The sequence below is a fragment of the Stenotrophomonas sp. S39 genome, assembly GCF_016624665.1.
In the GTDB taxonomy this organism is placed as follows: domain Bacteria; phylum Pseudomonadota; class Gammaproteobacteria; order Xanthomonadales; family Xanthomonadaceae; genus Stenotrophomonas.
On record NZ_JACVTT010000053.1, the window covers coordinates 1 to 23,055 of the forward strand.

Annotated in this window: 18 protein-coding genes and 1 pseudogene; 17 read left to right on the plus strand and 2 right to left on the minus strand. The window is 68.0% G+C overall.

Annotated elements, in window-relative coordinates; translation table 11 throughout:
• The 3 genes from IAE41_RS14030 to IAE41_RS14040 form a co-directional block, all read left to right on the plus strand.
• A partial coding sequence (locus tag IAE41_RS14030) for a M1 family metallopeptidase (protein WP_234458569.1) occupies positions 1-1,848 on the plus strand: 1,848 nt, incomplete at its 5' end.
• A 126-nt stretch (positions 1,849-1,974) separates the two neighbouring features.
• Complete coding sequence (locus IAE41_RS14035; protein WP_200733536.1) at positions 1,975-2,706, plus strand: hypothetical protein; 732 nt, start codon at positions 1,975-1,977, stop codon at positions 2,704-2,706.
• On the plus strand, positions 2,694-3,323 hold the full coding sequence (locus tag IAE41_RS14040) for an HAD family hydrolase (protein WP_325167005.1): 630 nt from the start codon (positions 2,694-2,696) through the stop codon (positions 3,321-3,323). The genes IAE41_RS14035 and IAE41_RS14040 overlap by 13 nt, the downstream gene beginning before the upstream one ends.
• A gap of 212 nt (positions 3,324-3,535) precedes the next feature.
• On the opposite strand, the gene IAE41_RS14045 is transcribed toward IAE41_RS14040, so the two are convergent.
• Entirely contained in the window at positions 3,536-4,474 is a 939-nt protein-coding gene (locus IAE41_RS14045) for a carbohydrate kinase family protein (protein ID WP_079223403.1), read from the minus strand.
• A 283-nt stretch (positions 4,475-4,757) separates the two neighbouring features.
• Between IAE41_RS14045 and IAE41_RS14050 the strand changes: the two genes are divergently transcribed.
• The 9 genes and pseudogenes from IAE41_RS14050 to IAE41_RS14090 all read left to right on the plus strand — a co-directional run bounded on the left by IAE41_RS14050 (position 4,758) and on the right by IAE41_RS14090 (position 16,291).
• A complete protein-coding gene (locus IAE41_RS14050) occupies positions 4,758-5,804 on the plus strand; it encodes a rod shape-determining protein (protein WP_079223402.1) in 1,047 nt (348 codons plus the stop codon).
• 118 nt (positions 5,805-5,922) lie between these two features.
• Positions 5,923-6,768 (plus strand): annotated as a pseudogene (gene mreC / locus IAE41_RS14055) (rod shape-determining protein MreC); the annotation flags it as partial.
• Positions 6,769-7,041: 273 nt separating this feature from the next.
• Positions 7,042-7,527 carry a rod shape-determining protein MreD gene (gene mreD, locus IAE41_RS14060; RefSeq protein WP_079223400.1) on the plus strand — a complete coding sequence of 162 codons (486 nt, stop codon included), beginning with the start codon at positions 7,042-7,044 and terminating at the stop codon, positions 7,525-7,527.
• Positions 7,528-7,530: 3 nt separating this feature from the next.
• Positions 7,531-9,612 carry a penicillin-binding protein 2 gene (mrdA, locus tag IAE41_RS14065; RefSeq protein ID WP_200733537.1) on the plus strand — a complete coding sequence of 694 codons (2,082 nt, stop codon included), beginning with the start codon at positions 7,531-7,533 and terminating at the stop codon, positions 9,610-9,612.
• Positions 9,609-10,721 carry a rod shape-determining protein RodA gene (gene rodA / locus IAE41_RS14070; RefSeq protein ID WP_079223398.1) on the plus strand — a complete coding sequence of 371 codons (1,113 nt, stop codon included), beginning with the start codon at positions 9,609-9,611 and terminating at the stop codon, positions 10,719-10,721. The genes mrdA and rodA (IAE41_RS14070) overlap by 4 nt, the downstream gene beginning before the upstream one ends.
• 148 nt (positions 10,722-10,869) lie before the next feature.
• Positions 10,870-11,970 (plus strand): rod shape-determining protein RodA, encoded by a 1,101-nt coding sequence (gene rodA, locus IAE41_RS14075; RefSeq protein WP_200733538.1) that lies wholly within the window; start codon positions 10,870-10,872, stop codon positions 11,968-11,970.
• Positions 11,971-12,555: 585 nt separating this feature from the next.
• Complete coding sequence (gene mltB / locus IAE41_RS14080; protein ID WP_108758856.1) at positions 12,556-13,704, plus strand: lytic murein transglycosylase B; 1,149 nt, start codon at positions 12,556-12,558, stop codon at positions 13,702-13,704.
• Positions 13,701-14,975, plus strand: coding sequence for a septal ring lytic transglycosylase RlpA family protein (locus IAE41_RS14085; RefSeq protein WP_200733539.1), 1,275 nt, complete (start codon positions 13,701-13,703; stop codon positions 14,973-14,975). Before mltB ends, IAE41_RS14085 begins: the two co-directional genes overlap by 4 nt.
• Before the next feature lie 98 nt (positions 14,976-15,073).
• Entirely contained in the window at positions 15,074-16,291 is a 1,218-nt protein-coding gene (locus tag IAE41_RS14090) for a D-alanyl-D-alanine carboxypeptidase family protein (protein ID WP_200733540.1), read from the plus strand.
• Positions 16,292-16,453: 162 nt separating this feature from the next.
• Here IAE41_RS14090 and IAE41_RS14095 read toward each other — a convergent pair whose 3' ends face one another.
• Positions 16,454-17,515: a lipid A deacylase LpxR family protein gene (locus tag IAE41_RS14095; protein WP_234458570.1), complete on the minus strand. Its 1,062-nt coding sequence runs from the start codon at positions 17,513-17,515 to the stop codon at positions 16,454-16,456.
• Positions 17,516-17,774: 259 nt separating this feature from the next.
• On the opposite strand from IAE41_RS14095, the gene IAE41_RS14100 reads away from it, so the two are divergent.
• The 5 genes from IAE41_RS14100 to IAE41_RS14120 all read left to right on the plus strand — a co-directional run bounded on the left by IAE41_RS14100 (position 17,775) and on the right by IAE41_RS14120 (position 23,046).
• Positions 17,775-18,053 carry a YbeD family protein gene (locus IAE41_RS14100; protein ID WP_200733542.1) on the plus strand — a complete coding sequence of 93 codons (279 nt, stop codon included), beginning with the start codon at positions 17,775-17,777 and terminating at the stop codon, positions 18,051-18,053.
• Positions 18,041-18,751 carry a lipoyl(octanoyl) transferase LipB gene (gene lipB / locus IAE41_RS14105; protein ID WP_200733543.1) on the plus strand — a complete coding sequence of 237 codons (711 nt, stop codon included), beginning with the start codon at positions 18,041-18,043 and terminating at the stop codon, positions 18,749-18,751. The genes IAE41_RS14100 and lipB overlap by 13 nt, the downstream gene beginning before the upstream one ends.
• Before the next feature lie 18 nt (positions 18,752-18,769).
• A complete protein-coding gene (lipA, locus tag IAE41_RS14110) occupies positions 18,770-19,780 on the plus strand; it encodes a lipoyl synthase (protein ID WP_108747387.1) in 1,011 nt (336 codons plus the stop codon).
• Positions 19,781-20,004: 224 nt separating this feature from the next.
• Entirely contained in the window at positions 20,005-22,182 is a 2,178-nt protein-coding gene (locus IAE41_RS14115; protein ID WP_200733544.1) for a carboxy terminal-processing peptidase, read from the plus strand.
• A gap of 180 nt (positions 22,183-22,362) precedes the next feature.
• Positions 22,363-23,046 (plus strand): DUF2242 domain-containing protein, encoded by a 684-nt coding sequence (locus IAE41_RS14120; RefSeq protein ID WP_200733545.1) that lies wholly within the window; start codon positions 22,363-22,365, stop codon positions 23,044-23,046.
• The last annotated feature ends 9 nt before the right edge of the window (positions 23,047-23,055 follow it).

A 23,055-nucleotide genomic window follows, 5' to 3' on the forward strand; every position in this document is an offset into this window, starting at 1 on the left:
GCCCCGACTGCCGAAAAGGCCCCCGCCGCCCCCGTGAACGCCGAAAACCGCAGCCACGACGAAAGCTCGTACGCCGAGCCGGACAAGGTCGTCATCAAGGACATCGCGCTGGATCTGAAGCTGGACTTCGACCAGAAGCAGATCGGCGGCACCGCCACCTACACCCTGGAATGGAAGCAGAAGGACGCCCAGCAGCTGGTGCTCGACACCCGCGAGCTGAACGTGTCCAAGGTCGAGGCCATCGCCGCCGACGGCGCGCGCAGCCCGCTGAAGTTCGAACTGGCGCCGGTCGACAAGGTCTTCGGCAGCAAGCTGACCATCGAAGCGCCGGAACAGCCGGCCAAGGTGGAAGTGAGCTACCACACCGCACCGACCGCCTCGGGCCTGCAGTGGCTGGAGCCGTCGATGACCGAGGGCAAGAAGCTGCCCTTCATGTTCAGCCAGTCGCAGGCCATCCACGCCCGTTCCTGGGTGCCGCTGCAGGACACCCCGAGCGTGCGCTTCACCTACAGCGCGCACGTGACCTCGCGCCCGGACGTGATGGTGCTGATGAGCGCCGACAACGACCCGAAGGCCGCGCGTGATGGTGATTACACCTTCAAGATGCCGCAGCCGATCCCGTCCTACCTGCTGGCCATCGCCGCTGGTGACCTGGTGTTCGAGCCGATTTCCGGTCGCTCCGGCGTCTGGGCCGAGCCGACCATGGTCAACAAGGCCGCCAAGGAATTCGAAGACACCGAGAAGATGATCGGTGCCGCCGAGAAGCTGTACGGCGAATACCGCTGGGGCCGCTACGACATGCTGGTGCTGCCGCCGTCGTTCCCGTTCGGCGGCATGGAAAACCCGCGCCTGACCTTCGCCACCCCGACCGTGATCGTCGGCGACAAGTCGCTGGTCTCGCTGGTCGCCCACGAACTGGCGCACAGCTGGTCGGGCAACCTGGTGACCAACGCCAGCTGGAAGGACATCTGGCTCAATGAAGGCTTCACCACCTACGTCCAGGGCCGCATCACCGAAGCCCTGTACGGCAAGGAGATGGCCGAGATGGAGAAGCAGATCGACCAGACCGACCTGCTGGCCGAAGTAAAAGACATGAGCCCGGCCGACCAGGCCCTGGCCCTGCCGCCGCTGAACGAGCGTGACCCCGACGAAGCCCTGAGCCAGGTCGCCTACGTCAAGGGTTCGTGGTTCCTGGAGTTCCTGGAACAGCGCTTCGGTCGCGAAACCTTCGACCCGTTCCTGCGTGGCTGGTTCGATGACCACGCTTTCCAGAGCGCCAACACCGACCAGTTCGTCGAGTATCTGAAGAAGAACCTGCTGCCGAAGAACCCCTCGGCGGTGAGCGAGGCCGAGCTGAAGGCATGGCTGGACGAGCCGGGCATCCCCTCGTTCGCCACCAAGGCACAGTCGCGCAACTTCAGCAGCGTCGATGCCGCGCGCATCGCGTTCTCCGGCGCCGGCAGCCTGCCGGGCAGCCAGGTCACCGCCGAGTGGGGCACCCAGGAATGGGTCCGCTTCATCGACGGCCTGGGCGCCACCCTGCCGCTGGACAAGCTGGCCACGCTGGACAAGGCGTACCACTTCACCGGCACCGCCAATGGCGAAATCGCCATGCGCTGGTACCCGCTGGCGATCCGCAGCGGCTACGAGCAGGCCAATGACGCCGCCGCGGCGTTCATCGAGCGCGTCGGCCGCCGCAAGCTGATCATGCCGATCTACGCCGAACTGGTGAAGACCCCGAAGGGTCTGGAGCTGGCCAAGCAGGCCTTCGAGAAGGCCAAGCCGGGCTACCACCCGATCACCACCGCCTCGGTCCAGGATCTGCTGGCCAAGGCTGAAGCCAAGTAACGGGTAGTGCCGGCCGCTGGCCGGCAACCAGGCACTGCGTCACCGGCAACGGCGGGGAAACCCGCCGTTGCTGTATCCGCCATCCGCCGCCGATAGAATCGGGGGGCACCCGCAAAGGACTTCCGCATGAAACGACTGATCCTGATCACCGCCTGTGCCCTGGCCCTGGCCGCCTGCAGCAACCCCGAGGAGGAGCGCAAGGCGCAGGAAGCCGCCGCTGCCGCCGCCCAGGCGCAGAAGGAAGCCAAGGCCGAGGACGTGGCCAAGCAGTACGACACGGCCGTGGCCGCGCAGGACTGGGAGCGTGCGCGCATCCACGGCGGCTCGCTGCTGGACCAGTACAAGGACACCGAAGCGGCCGAACGCATTGCCGCCGGCTTCGACGAAGTGAAGGCCAAGGCCGATGCCGCGCGCGACCTGCGCCGGCTGCAGGCGCTGTGGCAGTACAACGAGATTCCGGTCGGCACGAAGGGCAAGCAGGTCTCGGCCACCATCTACAGCAAGGAACGGGTGGACGTGGATGGCAGCGGCGCCAAGCCGGTGCAGCTGGTCTTCCGCGACCATCCCGAGTGGAAGCGCCACGCTTACCTGGTGCTGCAGGCCGGTGATTTCCGCTGCCCGCAGTGCACGGTGAAAGTGACCGTGCACGATGGCAAGCCGATCTCGATGGCGGCCTGGCGGCCGAAGACCGACGAGGCCATCGCCATGTTCATCACCGACCAGAAGGCGCTGTGGAAGCTGGCCCAGAAGGGCAAGTCGATCAGCATCGAGTTCCCGGTGAAGGCCGGCGGTACCCGCACCGCGGTGTTCGAGACCGGCGGCGTGGATACCAGCCGCATGCCGCAGTGGTGGAAGTGACGGCCACGGCGGTGGTGGCGCCGGCACTGTCGGCCGTGCGCCACTGGGTGTTCGACATGGATGGCACGCTGACCGTGGCCATGCATGATTTCGAGCGCATCAAGCGCGAACTGGGCATCCCGCCCAGCGCGGACATCCTCGTGCATCTGGCGGGCCTGCCGGGTGCGGAGGCGGCGCAGAAGCACGCCTGGCTGCTGGCCCACGAGCGTGGGCTGGCCGAGGACGCGCTGCCGGCCCCGGGCGCGGTCGAGCTGCTGCGCGCGCTGGCCGCGTCCGGTTGCCAGCTGGGCATCCTGACCCGCAACGACCATGCGTTGGCGAAGCTGACGCTGGGGGCGATCGGGGTAGGGGATCTGTTCGACGATGGCGGCATCATCGGCCGCGATGAGGCTGTGCCCAAGCCGTCGCCCGACGGTGTGCAGCAGCACCTGCGGCGCTGGGGTATCGGCGCCGACGCAGCGGTGATGGTGGGCGACCACGCCTACGACCTGGACTGCGGCCGCGCCGCCGGTGCGCGCACCGTGCTGGTCAACCTGCCTGAAAACCCCTGGCCGGGCCGCGCGGACTGGCATTTCGCCGATTGCCGCGCGCTATTGGCGGCCTGGCAGGCCGCATGACCGTGTAGAGCCGAGCCCATGCTCGGCTGCTCTGCGGTCAGGTCGCGCTGGCGCGCCAAAGCCGAGCATGGGCTCGGCTCTACAGACGGTTGTAGCGCCGGGCCATGCCCGGCGGTGTGGGTAGTGCCGGCCGCTGGCCGGCAGTGTCGACCAAGGTCGACACCTACCAGAGCAGTTCCCGATCGCGCATCGAGATGCGCGGGCCGTTCGGCTTACGCGCCGAGCGCGTAGCCAAATTGCTGCTTGAACTGATCGTGAAACTCTTCAAATGTGAAGCGCTGGTTCTGCGTGCCCGGGTGCTCGACCTTCAGCGCGCCCATCAGGTTGGCCATGCGGCCGATGGTCAGCCAGTCGTAGCCCTTCTCGATGCCGTAGATCAGGCCGGCGCGGAAGGCGTCGCCACAGCCGGTCGGGTCGACCACGCGGCGCTCGTGCGCCGGCGGGATGTCGTAGCTCTTTTCCGGGGTGTGGATGACCGCGCCCTTCGGGCCACGGGTGGTGATGTAGGCCTTCACCCGGCTCACGATCTGCTTCTCGTCCCAGCCGGTGCGTTCCTGCAGCAGGTTGGACTCGTAGTCGTTGACCACCACGTAATCGGCCTGCTCGATGAAATCGCGCAGCTCCGGGCCGTTGAACAGCGGCAGCGCCTGGCCCGGGTCGAAGATGAAGGGAATGCCGCATTCCAGGAACTCGGCCGCATTCTGGATCATGCCGTCACGGCCGTCCGGCGCAACGATGCCGAAAGTGACGCCCGGCACGTCCTTCACGTGGTTCTCGTGCGAACGCATCATCGCGCCCGGATGGAACGCGGTGATCTGGTTGTTGTCGTGGTCGGTGGTGATGAAGCACTGCGGGGTGAACATGTCTTCCAGCACGCGGACCTGGCTCAGGTCGATGTCCATGCGCTCGAAGTGCTCGCGGTACGGTGCGAAATCCTGGCCGACGGTGCCCATCGGGATCGGGCTGCCGCCCAGCAGCTTCAGGTTGTAGGCGATGTTGCCGGCGCAGCCGCCCAGTTCGCGGCGCATGCGCGGGACCAGGAAGGACACGTTCAGGATGTGCACCTTGTCCGGCAGGATGTGATTCTTGAACTGGTCCGGGAACACCATGATGGTGTCGAAGGCAAGAGAACCACAGATCAGAGCGGACATCGATGTAAGCCTATGCGGTGAATTTTGGGGTTGGCCAGCCGGCATCGGCCAGCAAGCAAATGGCGCCCTTGGGCGCCCGACGGCGCAAAGGTTACCTGCTGGTGCCGCTCAGGGCCAGAACCGGGTGATGCCCGATCAGGCCGAAACCCAGCCAAGTCGCGGGTTCAGCTAGTTTTTTCCTTGCTCGCCGGGAAGCGGGTTGCTAGGCTTGTCGGCCTCGAATTCTGCCCATTTTTTCGCCATCCCGCGGCGGGCACGACACCCCTCAGGACTCCTTCCTCAGATGTTCAAGAAACTCCGTGGCATGTTCTCCAACGACCTGTCCATCGACCTGGGCACGGCCAACACCCTTATTTACGTGCGTGGGCAGGGGATCGTGCTGAACGAGCCGTCGGTCGTGGCCGTGCGCCAGGACCGTGCCATCGGTGGCACCCGCTCGGTGGCAGCCGTAGGCGCCGAAGCCAAGCAGATGCTGGGCCGTACCCCGGGCCACATCACCACCATCCGCCCGATGAAGGACGGCGTCATCGCCGACTTCACCTACACCGAGGCGATGCTCAAGCACTTCATCAAGAAGGTGCACAAGTCCCGCGTGCTGCGCCCGAGCCCGCGCGTGCTGGTCTGCGTGCCGGCCGGTTCGACCCAGGTCGAGCGCCGTGCCATCCGTGAGTCGGCCGAGGAAGCCGGTGCCCGCGACGTGTTCCTGATCGAAGAGCCCATGGCCGCCGCGATCGGCGCAGGCATGCCGGTCACCGAGGCGCGCGGTTCGATGGTCATCGACATCGGCGGCGGCACCACCGAAGTGGCGGTGATCTCGCTGAACGGCATCGTCTATTCGGCATCGGTGCGCATCGGTGGTGACCGCTTCGACGAGTCGATCACCAACTACGTGCGCCGCAACCACGGCATGCTGATCGGTGAAGCCACCGCCGAGCGCATCAAGGTCGAGCTGGGCTGCGCCTACCCGCAGGCCGAGGTCATCGAGATGGAAATCTCCGGCCGCAACCTCGCCGAGGGCGTGCCGAAGATGATCAAGATCAGCTCCAACGAAGTGCTCGAGGCCCTGCACGAGCCGCTGTCGGGCATCGTCAGCGCGGTCAAGCTGGCCCTGGAACAGACCCCGCCGGAACTGTGCGCCGACGTCGCCGAGCGCGGCATCGTGCTGACCGGTGGTGGCGCCCTGCTGCGCGACCTGGACCGCCTGATCTCCGAGGAAACCGGCCTGCACGTGCAGGTGGCCGACGACCCGCTCACCTGCGTGGCCCGCGGTGGCGGTCGTGCGCTGGAACTGGTCGACATGCACGGCAACGAGTTCTTTGCGCCGGACTGAGGCCTGCCGCCTGGTCTTCCCTGCAGCGCCCTTCCGGGGTGTGGCCCGCTGCTGCGGGCCGGCACCGGCGGGGCGCCGCCGTGTTTCCCCTTCGCCCTCAGCTGATTGAACTGTTGCCGTGCCGCCTTACGCCGGTCCTCCCGTAGCCTCCCGATCCGGTGACGCCGCCAGTCCGTTGCGACTGCTCGCCTACCTGGCCATGGCCATCATCCTGATCGTGCTGGACGACCAGGCCGGTTGGCTGGCGCGCGTGCGCGCCCAGGCCGATACGCTGGTGCAGCCGGTGTGGGCGCTGGCCGGCCTGCCCGGCAAACTCAGCAACCAGGTGCGCGACAACGCGGCCAGCCATGGCCAGCTGGTGGCCGAGACCCGTGAACTGCGCAACCAGCTGCTGCTGGCCAACGCGCGCCTGACCCGCCTGCAGACCGCCGCGCTGGACAACGCCCAGCTGCGCGAACTGCTGAACGTGGCCGAGCGCAGTGGCCTGGACGTGCAGCTGGCGCCGATCCTGGACATCGACCTGGACCCGGTGAAGCAACGCCTGGTGCTCGATGCGGGCAGCCGCGACGGCGTGCACGTGGGGCAGGCAGTGATCGATGCCGGTGGCCTGATGGGGCAGGTGATCAGCACCACCGGTGGCACCTCCACCGTATTGCTGCTGACCGACCCGGACCATGCCGTGCCGGTGACCGTGGCCCGCAACGGCGTGCGCCTGATCGTCTACGGGCGCGGCGACACCCTGCAGCTGCGCGACATTCCGCTGAGCGCGGGCGTGGAAGTGGGCGATGAGATCGTCACCTCCGGCCTGGGCGGGCGGTTCCCGCCGGGCTTCCCGGTCGGCACCATCACCGCGCTGCGCCCCGATGACACCCATGCCTTCCTGGTGGGCGAACTGAAGCCTGCGGCCCAGCTGGACCGCGGCCGCGACGTGCTGCTGCTGCGCCCGGGTGCGGCGATCCGGATCCCGCCGGAGCTGCGCCAGAGCCTCGAAGCCGGCGCCGCCAACGGCCCCGCCGAGGGTGAAGTGCTGCCCGCCGGCACCCCTCCGGCCACCCCGGCCGGCGCCCCTCCGGCCGTCCCGGCTGGTGCCCCGGTAGTGCCGGCCGCTGGCCGGGGGGCCCCCCCCCCCCCCGCCGGGGGCGGGGGCCCCCCCCCCACCCGCTGGGTCCACGGTAGTGCCGGCCGCTGGCCGGCAACCGCAACAACAACCGCAACCCACGCCGCAGGAGCCCGCACGATGAGCCGCCTGCGCGACAACCCCTGGGTGCTGCCGGCCAGCCTGGTCGTGGCCCTGCTGCTGGGCCTGCTGCCGCTGCCTGCGCTGCTGCAGCCGCTGCGCCCGTACTGGCTGGCCCTGGTGCTGGCCTACTGGGTCATCGAGGCGCCTGAGCGCGTCGGCCTGGGCATCGCCTTCACCAGCGGCGTCATCGCCGATCTGCTGTATGGCGGCGTGCTCGGCGAGCAGGCCATGCGGCTGGTGATGCTGGCCTTCATCCTGCAGCGCTTCCGCGCCCGCATCCGCTTCTTCCCGATGTCGCAGCAGATGCTGGCCATCGGTGGCCTGCTGTTCAACGACCGCATCGTCAGCGCGCTGGTGCACATCCTGGTGGGCGAACCGACCCTGCCGTGGTCGTACTGGTGGGCGCCGCTGCTGGGCATGGGCCTGTGGCCGCTGGTGTTCGTGCTGCTCGACGCAGTGCGCTTCGGCAAGCGCGGGCGCTGAGCCATGATCCCGCGTCGCCAGGTCAAGAACCCGCACGCCGAAGCCGAACAGTTCCGCCGCCGCGCGGCGCTGGGCTTCCTCGGCGTGCTGGTCTGCCTGCTGGGCCTGGGCGGCTGGTACTTCAAGCTGCAGGTGCTGGACCACGACATCTACGCCACCCGCTCGGAAGCCAACCGCATCAAGCCGCGGCCGGTGGTGCCCGGGCGCGGCATGATCTACGACCGCAACGGCCGCCTGCTGGCCGAAAACGTGCCGGCCTTCCGCCTGGACGTGACCCCGGACAAGGTCAAGGACATGGACGCCACCCTGGAAGGGCTGGCGAAGATCATCGCGATCAGTCCTGAAGAACTGGAAGCGTTCAACAAGTCGCGCAAGGCGCGCCGCAGGTTCCTGCCGGTCACCCTCAAGCTGCGCATGACCGATGAGGAAATGGCGCGTTTCGCGGTGGACCGCTGGCGCTTCCCAGGCGTGGAGCTGGAACCCTACCTGACCCGCCGCTACCCCTATGGCGACCTGTTCGCGCACATCATCGGCTACGTCGGGCGCGTGGACGACAAGGATCTGGAGATCCTTGGCGAAGGCAACGCGGCGCTGACCCACATCGGCAAGTCCGGCCTGGAGCGCTATTACGAGCAGCAGTTGCGCGGCAAGGTCGGCTACGAACAGGTCGAGACCAACGTGCAGGGCCGCGCCATCCGCACCGTCGGCCGGGTGGCCGCACAGTCCGGCGCCGACCTGCGTCTGTCCATCGACGCCGACCTGCAGCGGGCCATGGTGGCGGCCTTCGGTGACCAGGAAGGTTCGGCCGTGGCGATGGACCCGCGTACCGGCGAAGTGCTGGCCATGGTCAGCCTGCCGTCGTACGACCCGAACCTGTTCGTCAACGGCATCTCGCATGCCGATTTCAAGGCGCTGAACGACAATCCCTCGCGGCCGCAGTTCAACCGCCTGGTGCTCGGTGGCGTCGCCCCCGGTTCCACCCTGAAGCCGCTGATCGGCCTGGCGGGGCTCGATTCCGGCGTGCGCCGCCCGGAAGACAAGGTGCTGTCCACCGGCATGTTCTACCTGCCGGGCACCTCGCGCGGTTGGGGTGACGCCCATCGCGGCGGCCACGGCTGGACCGACCTGCGCAAGTCCATCGCCGAATCGGTCAACACCTACTACTACAAGCTGGCGCTGGACCTGGGCATCGAGCGCTTCGACCATTACATGGAGTACTACGGCTTTGGCCAGCCGACCGGTATCGACCTGACCGGCGAAATCGGCGGCATCCTGCCGTCGCCGGCCTACAAGCGCAAAAGCCGCAAGGAAGCCTGGTACCCCGGCGACACGGTCAACATCAGCATCGGCCAGGGCGACTGGAAGGTGACCCCGCTGCAGCTGGCGCGCGGTGTCAGTGCGCTGGCCGACGGCCAGCTGCGCACGCCGCACCTGGTCATCCAGCAGCGCGAGGGCTTCGACAGCAACTGGGCGGCGATGCCGCAGGGCGAGAGCAGGCCGGTCAGCCCCAACCCCAACAACGTGCAGGCCGTTCGCGAGGGCATGATGGCCACCATGCGGCCCGGCGGCAGTGGCTGGCGCGTGGCGGTCGGTGCGCCCTACGTGATGGCCGGCAAGACCGGTACCGCGCAGGTGGTCAGCCGCAAGGGCACCGCCGCGGTAAACCCTAAGAGCCTGCCGATGCATCTGCGCCACCGTGCGCTGTTCGTCGGCTTCGCGCCGGTCGAAAACCCGGTGATCGCCATTGCCGTGGCCGTGGAAGGTGGTGGCTACGGTGGTTCGGCCGCCGCACCGATCGCGCGCAAGGTGTTCGATGCCTATCTGCTGGGCAAGATGCCCGAAGGCATGCAGCCGCTGGATGCCGAGCGTGGCACCACCGTCATCGGCGTGACTGCGTTCGACAACGAAGACGCCAGCGCGCGCCCGGCTGGCGATGCTGCCGCCGCGCAACTGGGCGAGCATCCGGTCGCGGTGGGGGTGCCTGCGCCCGCACCGGCGCCTGCTCCGGCACCCGGTGCGCCGCCGGCAGCGGCCGCCGCCTTGCCCGCCAGCCCCCGTTCGCCCCCCGCGGAGCCCGCACGATGAGTGATTTCCTGCGCTGGGCCGGCGATATGCTGCGGCGCTTCTTCAGCTCCCTGGACTGGGTGCTGTGCCTGGCCCTGGGCATGCTGATGGTGATCGGCCTGGCCACGCTGAAGAGCGCGGGCGGCGACAGCCTGGTGATGGCCCAGGGCGCGCGTTTCATTGTCGGCCTGGCGGCGCTGTGGGCCATCTCACGCGTGCCGATCCTGCGCATCCGCTCGGCGACCCCGCTCATCTACGCCATCTCGATGATCCCGCTGCTGGCCGTGTTCGTGCTGGGCACCGGCAAGTACGGCCGGCAGTGGCTGGACCTGAAGTTCTTCTACCTGCAGCCGGCCGAACTGCTGAAAGTCAGCCTGCCGATGATGGTGGCCTGGTACCTGCACCGCATGCCGTTGCCGCCGCGCTTCAACACGGTGCTGGTGGCGATGGTCATCATCGGCGTGCCGACCGGCCTGGTGATGCTGCAGCCGGACTTCGGCACCGGCGTGCTGATCGCGGCCAGTGGCGTGTTCGTGCTGCTGCTGGCCGGCCTGCCGTGGTGGTGGGTGGGGCTGGGCGTGGGCGGCGTGGCCGCGGTCGCGCCGGTGGCCTGGTTCTGGCTGCTGCGGCCGTACCAGAAGGACCGCATCATGATGTTCCTCGACCCGGAGATGGACGCGCTGGGTGCCGGCTGGAACATCATCCAGTCGAAGATCGCGATCGGGTCCGGTGGCTTCGATGGCAAGGGCTGGGGCGAAGGCTCGCAGTCGCACCTGAACTTCATTCCCGAGCAGACCACCGACTTCGCGTTCTCGGTGCTGAGCGAGGAGTTCGGCTGGATGGGCGTGGCTTTGGTGCTGACCCTGTACCTGGTGGTGATCGGGCGCTGCCTGTGGATCGCCAGCCAGTCGCGCGATTCGTATTCCCGGTTGCTGGCCGGCGCCACGGGCCTGGCGTTCTTCGTCTACGTGCTGGTGAACGGCGGAATGATTTCCGGCCTGCTGCCGGTGGTGGGCGTGCCGATGCCGCTGATCAGTTACGGCGGTACCTCGGCGGTGTCCCTGTTGGCTGGCTTCGGCCTGGTGATGGCCGTGCGCAGCCACAACCCGGTGCACGGCGGCTACGGCTGACCACGGCTCCGCCGCCTTCGTAGAGTCGAGCTTGCTCGACTGCTCTGCGCTAACAGCAGTCGAGCAAGCTCGACTCTACGGAAAGCCAAAGCGTGCATCCGGCGACAGCGGAAAGCTTCACGCAAGCGCCGCCCGCTACCGTGCCTGGGTGGAATGGAAACGTGTTTTGGGCATCTGCCGCGAGGCGGTGCGTACGATCGATCTGCCGTTGCTGCTTGCGTTGCTGCTGCTGATGGCGGCCGGGTTGGCCGTGCTGCACAGTGTCTCGGGCCCGGTGGCCGGGCAGGCCGCGCGGTTTGCCGGTGGCCTGGCAGCCATGTGGCTGCTGTCGCGGGTATCGCTGCTGCGCCTGCGCGCGTGGACACCGGTGCTGTACGCGTTGTCGATGCTGCCCTTGATGGCGGTCTATGTGGTCGGCACCGGCAAGTACGGCCAGCGCTGGCTCAACCTGGGCGTGTTCTACCTGCAGCCCTCCGAGCTGCTCAAGCTCAGTCTGCCGCTGATGATGGCCTGGTACCTGCATCGCCAGCCGCTGCCACCATCGCCGCGCACGGTGCTGACCGCCGCGGCGCTGATCGGCGTGCCGGCGGTGCTCATCCTGCTGCAGCCCAACCTGGGCACCGCCACCCTGGTGACCGCCAGCGGCGTGTTCGCGCTGCTGCTGGCCGGCCTGCACTGGGGCTGGGTGGTGGCCGGCCTGGCCAGCGTTTCGATGGCCGCGCCGCTGGCCTGGTTCGGCCTGCTGCGGCAGTACCAGAAGGACCGTGTGCTGACCTTCCTCGACCCGGCGGCCGATCCGCTGGGTACCGGGTGGAACATCCTGCAGTCGCGCATCGCCATCGGTTCGGGCGGTTGGGAAGGCCGTGGCTGGGGGCAGGGCACGCAGGCCACGCTGGATTTCCTGCCCGAGTACACCACCGACTTCGCATTCTCGGTGCTGGGCGAAGAATTCGGCTGGATCGGCGTGGCGACGATGTTCGCGCTGTACCTGTTCGTGGTGGGGCGCTGCCTGTGGATCGCCGTGCAGGCGCGCGACACGCATGCGCGGTTGCTGGCGGGCAGCCTGGGGCTGGCGTTCTTCGTGTACGTGCTGGTGAACGGCGGGATGATTTCCGGCCTGCTGCCGGTGGTGGGCATCCCGATGCCGCTGGTCAGCTATGGCGGCACCTCGGCGGTATCGCTGCTGGCAGGCATCGGGCTGGTGATGGCGGTGCGCAACCACCACCCGGTGCATGGGGGCTGCGGCTGATTCTGTAGAGCCGAGCCCATGCTCGGCTGCTCTTCGCAAAACGCAGCCGAGCATGGACTCGGCTCTACAGAAGGTGCGCAGCCGAGCATGGACTCGGCTCTACAGAAGGTGCGCAGCCGAGCATGGGCTCGGCTCTACATCACAGCGCAGCCGCGCATGCTCGACATCACCGGCACAGCCTCCCCGCCGACAAAGTTCCATAAAAATTGCGGACCAATTCACACTTTGACGTAGCGTTGATCCGGATCAATGGACTTGTCGTAATCGGCCTGCACAATGGCGGCCCGTTCGGCACGGCGCGCCGTCTGTAGATGCTGCGCGAGGGGGCGCCGGGCGGGAAAGCAGTACTGGTCCAACGGATACAGGGAGCGCGGGGCACTGTCACTGGGGAGCGACAGCCGCGCAGGTATCGACAGGATCCGGTCGCCGGTTGCGCCTGCGGGGATGGGGGCGCAACCGGCAACCTCTGCCTGAATGGGGCAGGGTGATCACGACGCCTTCACATTTCCCGCTGAACGCGCGCAAATCGTTGTGATTCATGGTGTTAGGGGTTTTAATTCATCCATGACCTGCTAACCTGCGACGATGATTCGACGCTCCCTGGCCTGCTTGCTCACCCTCGGTCTGGTCGCCTGCGCGACCCAGCCGACGTCCCCGCCGACTTCACCCCAGGCCAGCAGCACGCCGCGCCACCCGGCCGGCAAGCCCGCGCAGGGCCCGGCCGAAGCCGCCCCGGAAGCGACCGCCGCCACTGCGCCGCCGGTCGACCTCACCCCGGTGCCGTTCGAAACCGCCCGCGCCAATTTCATTGCCGATACCGCCAAGCGCTATGGCCTGGCACCGGCCGAGATCGCCCGCGTGCTCGACCAGGCGCAGGTGCGCCAGCCGATCATCGCTGCCATGTCGCGGCCCGCCGAGCGGGTCAAGCCGTGGAATGAATATCGTCCGATGTTCATCAGCAAGGCACGCATCGATGGCGGCCGCGCGTTCCTGGCCGAGCACCGCGCCGAGCTGGACCGCGTGCAGCAGCGCACCGGCGTGCCGGCCGAAGTGATCGTGGCCATCATCGGCGTGGAAACCAGCTACGGAAAGAATGCCGGCAGCCACCGCGTGCTCGATGCGCTGTACACGCTGGCCTTCTATTACCCGCGCAGCGGCGACCCGGCCAAGCTGGAACGCGAAGTGCGCCGCGAACTGTTCTTCCGCGACGAGCTGGCCAAGCTGTTCGAACTGGGCCGCGAAGAGAAGCTGGACATCACCACGCTCAAGGGCAGTTATGCCGGTGCGATGGGCATGGGCCAGTTCATGCCGTCCAGCTACCTGGATTACGCCGTGGATGGCAACGGCGATGGCCGCCGCGACCTGTTCACCAGCTACGACGACGTGTTCTCGTCCATCGCCAACTACTTCGTGAAGAAGGGCGGCTGGGTGCGTGGCGGCCAGGTGGCGGTGCCGGCCACGCTGGCCCCGGGCCGCGAGGAATTCAACCCGACCGAGTGGATGCCCACCTGGACCCTGGCCGACCTGGCCCAGCGCGGCTACCAGCCCAGCGCGCCGGTACAGCCGGGTGCCACCGCCACCCCGATCACCCTGGAAGCCAGCAACGGCAAGCAGTACTGGCTGGGCTTCCAGAACTACTACGCGATCACCCGCTACAACCTCTCGAAGATGTACGCGATGGCCGTGTTCCAGTTGTCGCAGGCCATTGCCGGACAGGAGCTGCCCCCGGCATGAACATCAGATGGCTGGTCCCCGGAATGGTCGTGCTGGCGCTGGCGGCCTGCAGCAGCGCACCGGACAAACCCAGTGCCGGCCATGGCGGCAAGGTGCCCAGCACGGTGGTGCAGGGCAAGGGCAAGGGCGGGCGCCCGCCGCACTGCCCGGACGGTTCGCCGTATGCGGCCGCCACCGAGGATCCCAGCACCCGCGGCAACTACACCGCCGGCGGCCTGTACAAGCCGGGGGTGAAGGACACCACGCCCAGCTACGTGCCCAACGTGGCCTGCATTCCCGAGCCGGAAGTGACCGCGATCGAGCGCTCGGTGATCGGCAACAAATCGCCGTACGTGGTGCTGGGCAAGTCGTACAAGGTGCTCGACGATACCCATGACTACGTCGAGCGCGGCACCGCGTCGTATTACGGCGCCAAGTTCCACGGCCGCCTGACCTCCAACCGCGAGGTCTATGACATGTACCAGTTCACCGCCGCCCACAAGACGCTGCCGCTGCCGAGCTTCGCCCGCGTGACCAACCTGGACAACGGTGAATCGGTGATCGTGCGCGTCAACGATCGCGGCCCGTTCCATGATGGCCGCGTGGTCGACCTCAGCTACGCCGCCGCCGTGCGCCTGGGCATCACCCAGCGCGGCACCGGCAACGTGGAAGTGCGCGCGCTGCAGCCGGGCGAAAGCAACCTGCTGGCGCAGAAACCTTCGCGCCGCGAGCGCCGTGCGGCCGAAGCCGCGGCGGCTGCCACGACCGTCGCCGCCGCACGCCCTGCACCCGCCCCGCGTGCCGCCGCGCCCAGCGACATCGACCGCCTGGTGCAGCGCCTGCCCGCCGATGGCGCGCCGGCCCGTGGCCAGCCGGCCACCACCCAGGCCGCCAACAGCGCCCTGCCTGAGGTCGCGGTGAGCAGCCTGCCGCCGGCCGCGCCGCCGGTGCGCAGCGTCGCCGCCGCGCCCGTCGCCGCCGCCACCCCGCGTGCCAGCACGACGCCGGTGCGCAGCGCGCCGCCCGCCGCCCCGGCCCCGACGCTGTCGCAGCAGGTGGTGGGCGCGGTGATGGTGCAGGTCGCCAGCTTCTCCAGCCGCGACAACGCGACCCGCGCGATGGGCCAGCTCAACGCCGCCGGCATCGTCGGCGCGACCATCAGCGACATCGCCGCTGGCGGCCGTACCCTGTTCCGCCTGCGCGTACCCGCCAGCGACCATGCCAGTGCCGCGGAACTTGTCGGCCGCATCGCAGGTCTTGGCCTGGGGTCGCCGCAGATCGTCAAGGATTGATCCGCCCGGGCCGGTGCTGCCGGCCCCTGCCACACCGGCCTTACAATGGCCCTTCGTACCATCCTCCATTCTGGCCGTCCCCTGGAGCCTGCAGTCCAATGAATTTCCGTTCCGCCGCCACCGCCCTGGCCGCCACCCTGGTGGTTGGCCTGGCTTCCGCCCAGACGCCGCTGCCGACCCCGGCCACCCCGGCGCCCGCTGCTGCTGCCGCCCCGGCGGTCGTCGCCACCCCGCCGGCCCCGGTGCCCAGCACGTCCAAGGCCTGGATCCTGATGGACTACGCCACCGGCCAGATGCTGGCGGGCGAGAACGTGCATGAACAGCTGGCCCCGGCCAGCATCACCAAGGTGATGACCTCGTATGTCGTGGCCGCCGAAGTCAAGAACGGCAAGGTCCGCGCCGACGACCAGGTGATGATGAGCGAACGCGCCTGGCGCGAAGGCGGCGCCGGCACCGACGGCAGCTACAGCGGCTTCCCGGTCAACCAGACCGCGCGCCTGGAAGACATGGAAAAGGGCATGGCGATCCAGTCCGGCAACGACGCCGCGATCGCCCTGGCCGAGCACGTGGCCGGCAGCGAGGAAGCCTTTGCTTCGCTGATGAACAGCTACGCCGCCAAGATCGGCATGAAGAATTCGCACTTCGTCAACGCCCACGGCCTGAGCGCCGAAGGCCACCACAGCACCGCCTACGACCTGGCGCTGCTGGGCCGCGCGATGGTGCGTGACTACCCGGAAACCTACGCCTACAACAAGGTGAAGGAATTCCAGGTGGGCAACATCAAGCAGCCCAACCGCAACCTGCTGCTGTGGCGCGATGGCAGCGTGGACGGCATCAAGACCGGCCACACTTCCGAAGCCGGCTACTGCCTGATGAGCTCGGCCCAGCGCGGCGACCAGCGCCTGATCGCCGTGGTGCTGGGGGGGGCGTCGGAAAAGCAGCGCGCCGATGACAGCCTGGCCCTGCTCAACTGGGGCTTCCGCTTCTTCGAAACCCACCGCCTGTATGAGCCGGGCAAGGCCGTGGCCGAGCACAAGGTGTGGAAGGGTGCCACCGACAAGGTGCAGCTGGGCGTGGCCCAGCCGATGCTGGTGAGCGTGCCGCGCGGTCGCTACAACGACCTGAAGCCGAGCATCGACGTGCCCAAGACCCTGGAAGCCCCGTTCACCGCCGGCCAGCAGATCGGCACCGTCAAGGTGACCCTGGATGGCAAGGTCGTGGCCGAAGCCCCGCTGGTGGCCGTGGCCGCCGTTGAACAGGCCGGCTTCTTCAAGCGCCTGTGGGACAGCTTCTGGATGTGGTGGGAATCGGAATGATCCACGCCCTGGCGTGGTGAATGAAAAGGCCGGCGAAAGCCGGCCTTTTCTGTTGGTAGTGCCGGCCGCTGGCCGGCTCCTCATGAACCGGTCCGGAGATGCCTGCAGCCGGCCAGCGGCCGGCACTACCAGCGAGAGTGCCGACCAACGGTCGGCACCTACTTACATCGAGCGGCTGATGGTGAAGCTGCCGAACACTGGGGCTTCGCGCTGGCCGTTGAACTCGCGGGTGCTGTGGTAACGGGCCATCGCGAACTTCCAGCGGCCGCGCATCACGGCGATGCCGTAGCCGCCGTAGGCCACCACGTGGCGCTTGTCGACGCTGTGGCTGTCGCGGAAGGTGTTGCCGTCCAGGGTGATATCGCGGATCACCCAGGCCGCATCGGTGGTGGCGAACAGGTGCCACGACCAGCCGCTGGGCTTGCCGCCGCGGGTCGGGGCGGTGTTCTCGCCGGCCGGGCGCAGCGGGGTGCTGCCGAAGTCGTCGGGCAGCTTCCAGCCGAAACGCACTTCACCGCCGAAATTCGCCTTGGTTTCCAGGTTGCCGATCGAGCCGCCGTAGTGGCTGATCGCATCCCAGCCCCAGCCGCCGGCATTCACGCTGGCATCGCCCGGCCAGCGGCGCATGCGCTCGTGGGTGTACATCACCACCGGTTCGTTGTGCAGCTGGTTGTCCCAGCCCTGGAATTTCTCGTCGCCCAGCAGGTCATGCACCGCGTTCTGCACCTGCTTGCCCTGCGCCCACGGGCCAACCACGCCCAGGGTCAGCAGGGTGGTCTGCAGGCGATCGCCGCGGCGGGCGTTGTAGCCGAAGCTGGCCACCAGCACGCCGGCATACGGGCGGTCGTCCTCGATCACGTCCTTGCGGGTGAAATCGGTGGGCGTGTAGATGCCCTGGCCGAGGCTGAAGATCATGTTCTGCTGCTCGAACTCACCCGGGTGCAGGCGTTCGAGGTGGCGGTTCACCCAGCGCGCCAGGCGCGGCAGGCAGGGATCATCGGTGTAGTCCACCAGGTTGGGCGAGACCAGGGTCAGCTGGGCGCCGTTGGTGTAGCCCTGGTCCTGGTCCTTGGCGCCGAACAGGTCGTTGTCGACGCGGAAATTGACCTGTGGCGGGTGCTCCCGCATCGCATCGGGGCCGCACTGCTGCGCGGCGTGGGCAGTGAGGGGCAGGGCGGCCGCCGCCAGCAGGCCGGTCAGGCCGAGGGTGGCGGCAGTACGCATGGATGGAATGATCATCAGGTCGTTGGTGTGTGAAGGTCGATTTATGCAACAACACGTTACTCCCGTCGGCGTGAGGGAACGAGCCTCCCGCCTTCACTTGTCTGTTCCGTAAAACGCACTTGTCCCTTCAGCGAAACTGGAGGCGGGCCCGGCGCAGCCTGAACCGGGGCGCAGCCTGCAACGCAGCGGCCTGCCGGCGCGGCGTTCGACCTTGATGAATACTCTTGGGTTTGTTGCCCTGCGGCCCGATAATGGGGGCATGGAAATCAAGTCCGACAACCCCGATCACGGCTTCCAGTTCCCCGGTCAGTTCGAGCTCAGCGCTATGGGCCCAGCCAACCGTGGCCTGGAGCAGGAACTTCCCCGCCTGCTGATTGCTGCAGGCGTCGATGTGGTGAACGAGCGCATCAGCTGGAAGCATTCATCCAACGGCAAGTACGTTTCGGTGCGCCTGGTGTTCCGGGCCGAGAACCGTGAACAGTACGACGTGGCCCACCAGGCCCTGCGCGACCACCCGGAAGTGAAGTGGACGGTGTAGCCACCAGCTGCGCGGCCGAACCTGCCCCCGGGCAGCGTCCGGCCCGCCCTGCGGTGGTGCGCGACCTCGGTCGCCAGGCCTATGAACCGGTCTGGCGCGCCATGCAGCGTTTCACCGACCAGCGGACCGACGACGATGCCGACGAGCTGTGGGTGGTCGAACACGATCCGGTGTTCACCCTCGGCCAGGCTGGCAAGGACGAGCACGTACTGGCGCCGGGCGATATCCCGGTGCTGCACGTCGACCGCGGCGGCCAGGTGACCTACCACGGCCCTGGCCAGATCGTGGTCTACCCGCTGCTGCGCCTGCCGCGGCTGGGCATCGGCGTGCGCGACTACGTCTGCCGCATCGAACAGGCCCTGATCGACACCCTCGGCGAATGGAACATCGGCGCCGAGCGCCGTGATGGCGCGCCGGGCGTCTACGTGGGCGATGCCAAGATCGCCGCGCTCGGCATCCGCGTCCGCCGCGGCTGCACCTTCCACGGCCTGGCCTTCAATGTGTCGATGGACCTGGAACCCTTCCACCGCATCAACCCCTGTGGCTACCAGGGGTTGCAGGTGACCTCGGTGGTAGACTTGGGTGGCCCGTCCGGGATGGACGCCGTCAAGCCGGTGCTGCTGGACCATCTGGCCCGCCAGTTTGGCCTTCTGCTGCAGCCCACGCCCGACCTGCCCGATCTTTCTGCGGCCGCCTGACCGCCCCCCGGAACTGCCATGACTGAGACCACCGCCCGCACCATCCCCCTGCAGATCGTGCAGGCCGAGCTTCCGTCCGCCGCGCCGCTGCAGGTGGGCGTCAAGCAGATGGGCGGGGACAAGATCAACCGTTCGCCGGTGCAGTTCGCCGACGCACCGGTGCTGCGCAAGCCGTCCTGGATCCGCGTGCGCATTCCTTCGGGCAATGCCGTGCAGAACCTGAAGGCCAAGCTGCGCGAGAACCGCCTGGTGACCGTGTGCGAGGAAGCCAGCTGCCCGAACATCCACGAATGTTTCAGCCACGGCACCGCCACCTTCATGATCCTGGGCGAGGTCTGCACCCGTCGCTGCTCGTTCTGCGACGTGGCCCACGGCCGCCCCAAGCCGCCGGATGCCAACGAGCCGGCCACCCTCGGCCAGACCGTGGCCGACATGGGCCTGAAGTACGTGGTGGTGACCAGCGTCGACCGCGATGACCTGCGCGACGGCGGTGCCCAGCACTTCGTCGACTGCATCACCGCCATCCGCGAGAAGTCGCCGGGCACCCGCATCGAGGTGCTGACCCCGGACTTCCGTGGCAAGGGCCGCATGGAGCGCGCGCTGGAGATCCTGGCGCAGAACCCGCCGGACGTGTTCAACCACAACATCGAAACCGTACCGGACCTGTACCGCAACGTGCGCCCGGGTGCCGATTACCAGTGGTCGCTGAACCTGCTGAAGAACTTCAAGGCGCAGCACCCGTCGGTGCCGACCAAGAGCGGCATCATGCTGGGCCTGGGCGAGGAGTTCGAGCAGATCAAGGCCACCATGCGCGACCTGCGCGCGCATGACGTGGACATGATCACCATCGGCCAGTACCTGCAGCCGACCGCGCACCACCACCCGGTGCTGAAGTACTGGACCCCCGAGGATTACAAGGCGCTGGAAGACTACGGCTACGAGCTGGGCTTCAGCCACGTGGCCTCCGGCCCGATGGTGCGCTCGTCGTACCACGCCGACGTCCAGGCCAAGGGCGCCGGCGTCGCCTGAGGTGGGTGCGGACCTCCGCACTGGTGGGTGCGGACCTCCGCACCGGTGGGTGCGGACCGTTGGTCCGCACGCCTTCGCCTGCATTCACAATTTGCTACACCGGCCCCGCTAGGCTGGATTTCCACCGAACGCGGCCGGGTGACAAACACGGCAACTTTCGGCACTGTCGTGGTGTCTGAACACCCTGCAGTCTCCCCCTTGGCAAGGCGCCTTCGAGCACGTTCATGAAATTCAAAGCCCCCGCATTCCTGATGGCCCTGGCGCTGGTCGCGCCGCTGGCGCTGGCGGCCAAGGCCGACTCGCCGGCGCTGCCGGCGGCCGCGACCGCCGACCAGGTCACCACCTCCAAGCTGGTCTACGGCCTGCTGTCCGACAGCCGCTACGCCTACCGGCCGCGCGCGCTGGACGAGGCCACCTCCAAGGACGTGTTCAAGCGTTATCTGGAAACCCTCGACGGCGGCAAGCAGTACTTCACCCAGGCCGACGTGGCCCGTTTCGCGCCGTTCCAGGCCGGCATCGCCAACGCCATCCGCGGCGGCGAACTGGAGCCTGCCTTTGAAGTGTTCGCGGTCTACAAGCAGCGCGTGGGCGAGCGCGTCGGTTATGCGCGCAAGCTGCTGAAGCAGGAGCCGGACTTCACCGCCGACGAGCGCTTCGAATACGACCGCAAGGACGTGCCGTGGGCGGCCAGCAACGCCGAACTCGATGAGCTGTGGCGCAAGTCGGTGAAGAACGACTGGCTGCGCCTGAAGCTGGCCGGCAAGAAGTCCGACGACATCCGCAAGACGCTGGACAAGCGTTACGCCACGCTGGAAAAGAGCGTCAACGAGCTGAAGGGCGAGGATGTCTTCCAGTTCTTCATGAACGCCTACACCAGCGCCGTCGACCCGCATACCGACTACTTCACCCCGCGCACTGCCGAGAACTTCAACCAGGCGATGTCGCTGTCGCTGGAAGGCATCGGCGCGCAGCTGCAGCGCCAGGACGACATGGTGGTGATCCGCGAGATCATCGCCGGTGGCCCGGCCGCCGTGGACGGTACCCTGAAGCCGGGCGACCGCATCGTCGGCGTCGGCCAGGGCAAGTCCGGGCCGGTGGACGATGTGATCGGCTGGCGCATCGATGACGTGGTGGCCAAGATCCGTGGCGCCAAGGACACGCAGGTCCGGCTGGAGTTCATCTCCGCCGAGGACGGCGTGGACGGCAAGCACCACACCCTGCTGCTGACCCGTCAGAAGGTGCGCCTGGCCGAACAGGCCGCCAAGGGCGAAACCATGACCATCCCGGGCAAGGATGGCCAGCCCGAGCGCAAGGTGGGCGTGATCAAGCTGCCGACCTTCTACCAGGATTTCGAAGGCCGTCGCCGCAACGCGGCCGACTACGCCTCGGCGACGCGCGACGTCGCCAAGCTGCTGGCCGGCTTCAAGGCCGACAAGCTGGACGGCGTGGTGCTGGACCTGCGCAGCAACGGCGGTGGTTCGCTGGATGAAGCCATCGAACTGACCGGCCTGTTCATCGAACAGGGCCCGGTGGTGCAGGTGCGCGAATCCGGTGGCCGCGTCACCGTCAACAGCGACCGCAACCAGGGTGTCGCCTGGGATGGCCCGCTGGCCGTGCTGATCAACCGTGGTTCGGCCTCGGCATCGGAAATCTTCGCCGGTGCCATCCAGGATTACGGCCGTGGCCTGGTCATCGGTGAAACCACCTTCGGCAAGGGCACCGTGCAGAACATCGTCGACCTGGACCGCTGGCCCAGTGGCGAGACCCAGCGCTTTGGCCAGGTGAAGCTGACCATCGCCCAGTTCTTCCGCATCAGCGGCAGCAGCACCCAGCACAAGGGCGTGGTGCCGGACCTGGCGTTCCCGGCCAGCGTCGATGCCACCGAGTTCGGCGAAAGCACCTACGACAACGCGCTGCCGTGGACCCGCATCGCGGCCGTGCCGCACACCCAGTACGGCAACTTCGCACCGCTGCTGCCGAAGCTGGAGGCACGCCACGAAGCCCGCATCGCCACCGACAAGGAATTCCAGTGGTGGAACGAGGACGTGCAGCAGTTCCGTACCGAAGCGGCCAAGAAGTACGTCTCGCTCAACGAGGCGACCCGCCTGGCCGAGCGTGAGCGCCAGGACAAGCAGCGCAAGGACCGCCAGGTCGTCCGCAAGGAACTGGGCCTGGCCCTGGACCCGCTGGCCGATGACAGCAGCGATGACGGCCTGACCGGCAACGAGCGCGACATCGTCAAGGATGCCGCCCGCGAGAAGGCCGCCGAGAAGCGTCCGGACCCGCTGCTGCGTGAATCCGCCTCGATCCTGTCCGATGCGGTGAACCTGCTGGAAACCGACCGCCCGCTGTCGGCCCAGGTGCTGCCGCAGTCCACTGGCGCAGGCCGCTGGGCGGACTGATCCGCTGCTGATGTGAAGTTCCCCACGGGGCCGGCACTGCCGGCCCCGTTTGTTTTTCCGGCAGCGCCGGGCCATGCCCGGCGGACGTCCATGAACCGGGAGCAACGGGGGCCGGCGCATCGACCTGCCGCACACGGCCCCGGGTCTACCCTTGGGGCTTCCGTTCTCGCAGGAGTACCCATGCGGGCCTCCCGTCTTTCGCTGTCCCTGCTGGCCGTGGCCAGCACCCTGGTCCTGGCCGGTTGCGGTGGCCGGGCCGCCGACAACAGCCTGCTGCGCGAGTCCTTCGATTCGGGCGACACCTTCTCGCGCACCGTCGATGGGCGCCCGGCCGAGGCCTGTGAGGCGGCCCGCCGTACCCTGCTCAGCCAGGGCTATGCCATCGCGCGCGCCGACGATGGGCAGGTGGAGGGCAACAAGAATTTCCAGGTGCGCGAGGACGATCACGAGCAGCTGGTGCTGCGCATCTCCTGCGCGCCACGAGGCAGCGAGCAGGCGCTGGTGTTCGTCAGCGCCGTGCAGGACCGTTATGCACTGAAGAAGAGCCCGACCTCGGCCAGCGTCGGCGTGGGCGCACTGGGCTCGGTGTCGCTGCCGTTCGGCAGCAACGATGATTCGCTGGTGAAGGTTGCCAGCAGCACGATCACCGATTCTGATTTCTACCGTCGCTTCTTCGACCGCCTGCACCAGTACCTGCCGGCGGCCGCTGCGGCCAAGCCGACGCCTGCGCCGGCCCCGCCACCGGCGGCGGTGCAGGAGCCGGCACCGGTACCGGCTCCGCCGGTTCCCGCCGCGCCCGCGACACCCGTACCCGAGCCCGCCCCGCAACTGCCCGCCCCGCAACCGGCGGCCGGACAGGGCTGACGGTGAAGG